Genomic DNA, 460 nt, shown 5'->3' with positions numbered 1-460 from the left:
GCCGGGGCAGGTGTACGCGGGTTGCGGGTGATGCGACGATGGGACACATGGGGGACGTTGCACGGCCGCTGAGCGGCCGTCGGGTCGATGCGGCCCCCGTAAAGTGCCCCCGGCCCAGCGCCGGAGGACGACGCCGCGACACTCTGGGGGAGCGGGAGTCGGCATGAGGCTGATCGGCAGGAACGGGACGGGAGCAGGGCCGGCGGCGACCACCGAGGCGGACACCGAGACCTGGGCGGAGAGCCCCGAACGGCGGCCCGGCGCCCTGCCCGCACAGCGCACCAGCGGTCTGGCCGAGCGCCGGCCCGCGGGCGGCTACGGCCCGGACTCCCTGGTGCACGTGCCGGCCGGCGGCCTCGCCGCCGCGCTCGGCGCCCACGGCGGGTCCGACGGCCAGGCCGGCCCGGACGTGGAGGGCGACCCCGGCTTCGACTCGGCGAGCTTCGAGACCGCGCTCGCC

1 pseudogene is annotated in these 460 nt (G+C 77.8%); it reads left to right on the top strand.

Annotated features, from left to right (window positions below):
- Positions 1–163: 163 nt before the first annotated feature.
- A pseudogene (locus BI06_RS50860) lies at positions 164–460 on the top strand (hypothetical protein); the annotation flags it as partial.

This window comes from Kitasatospora sp. MBT66 (genome assembly GCF_000710405.2).
Classification (GTDB): Bacteria; Actinomycetota; Actinomycetes; order Streptomycetales; family Streptomycetaceae; genus Kitasatospora; species Kitasatospora purpeofusca.
This window is presented reverse-complemented; position numbering and strand designations above follow the sequence as displayed.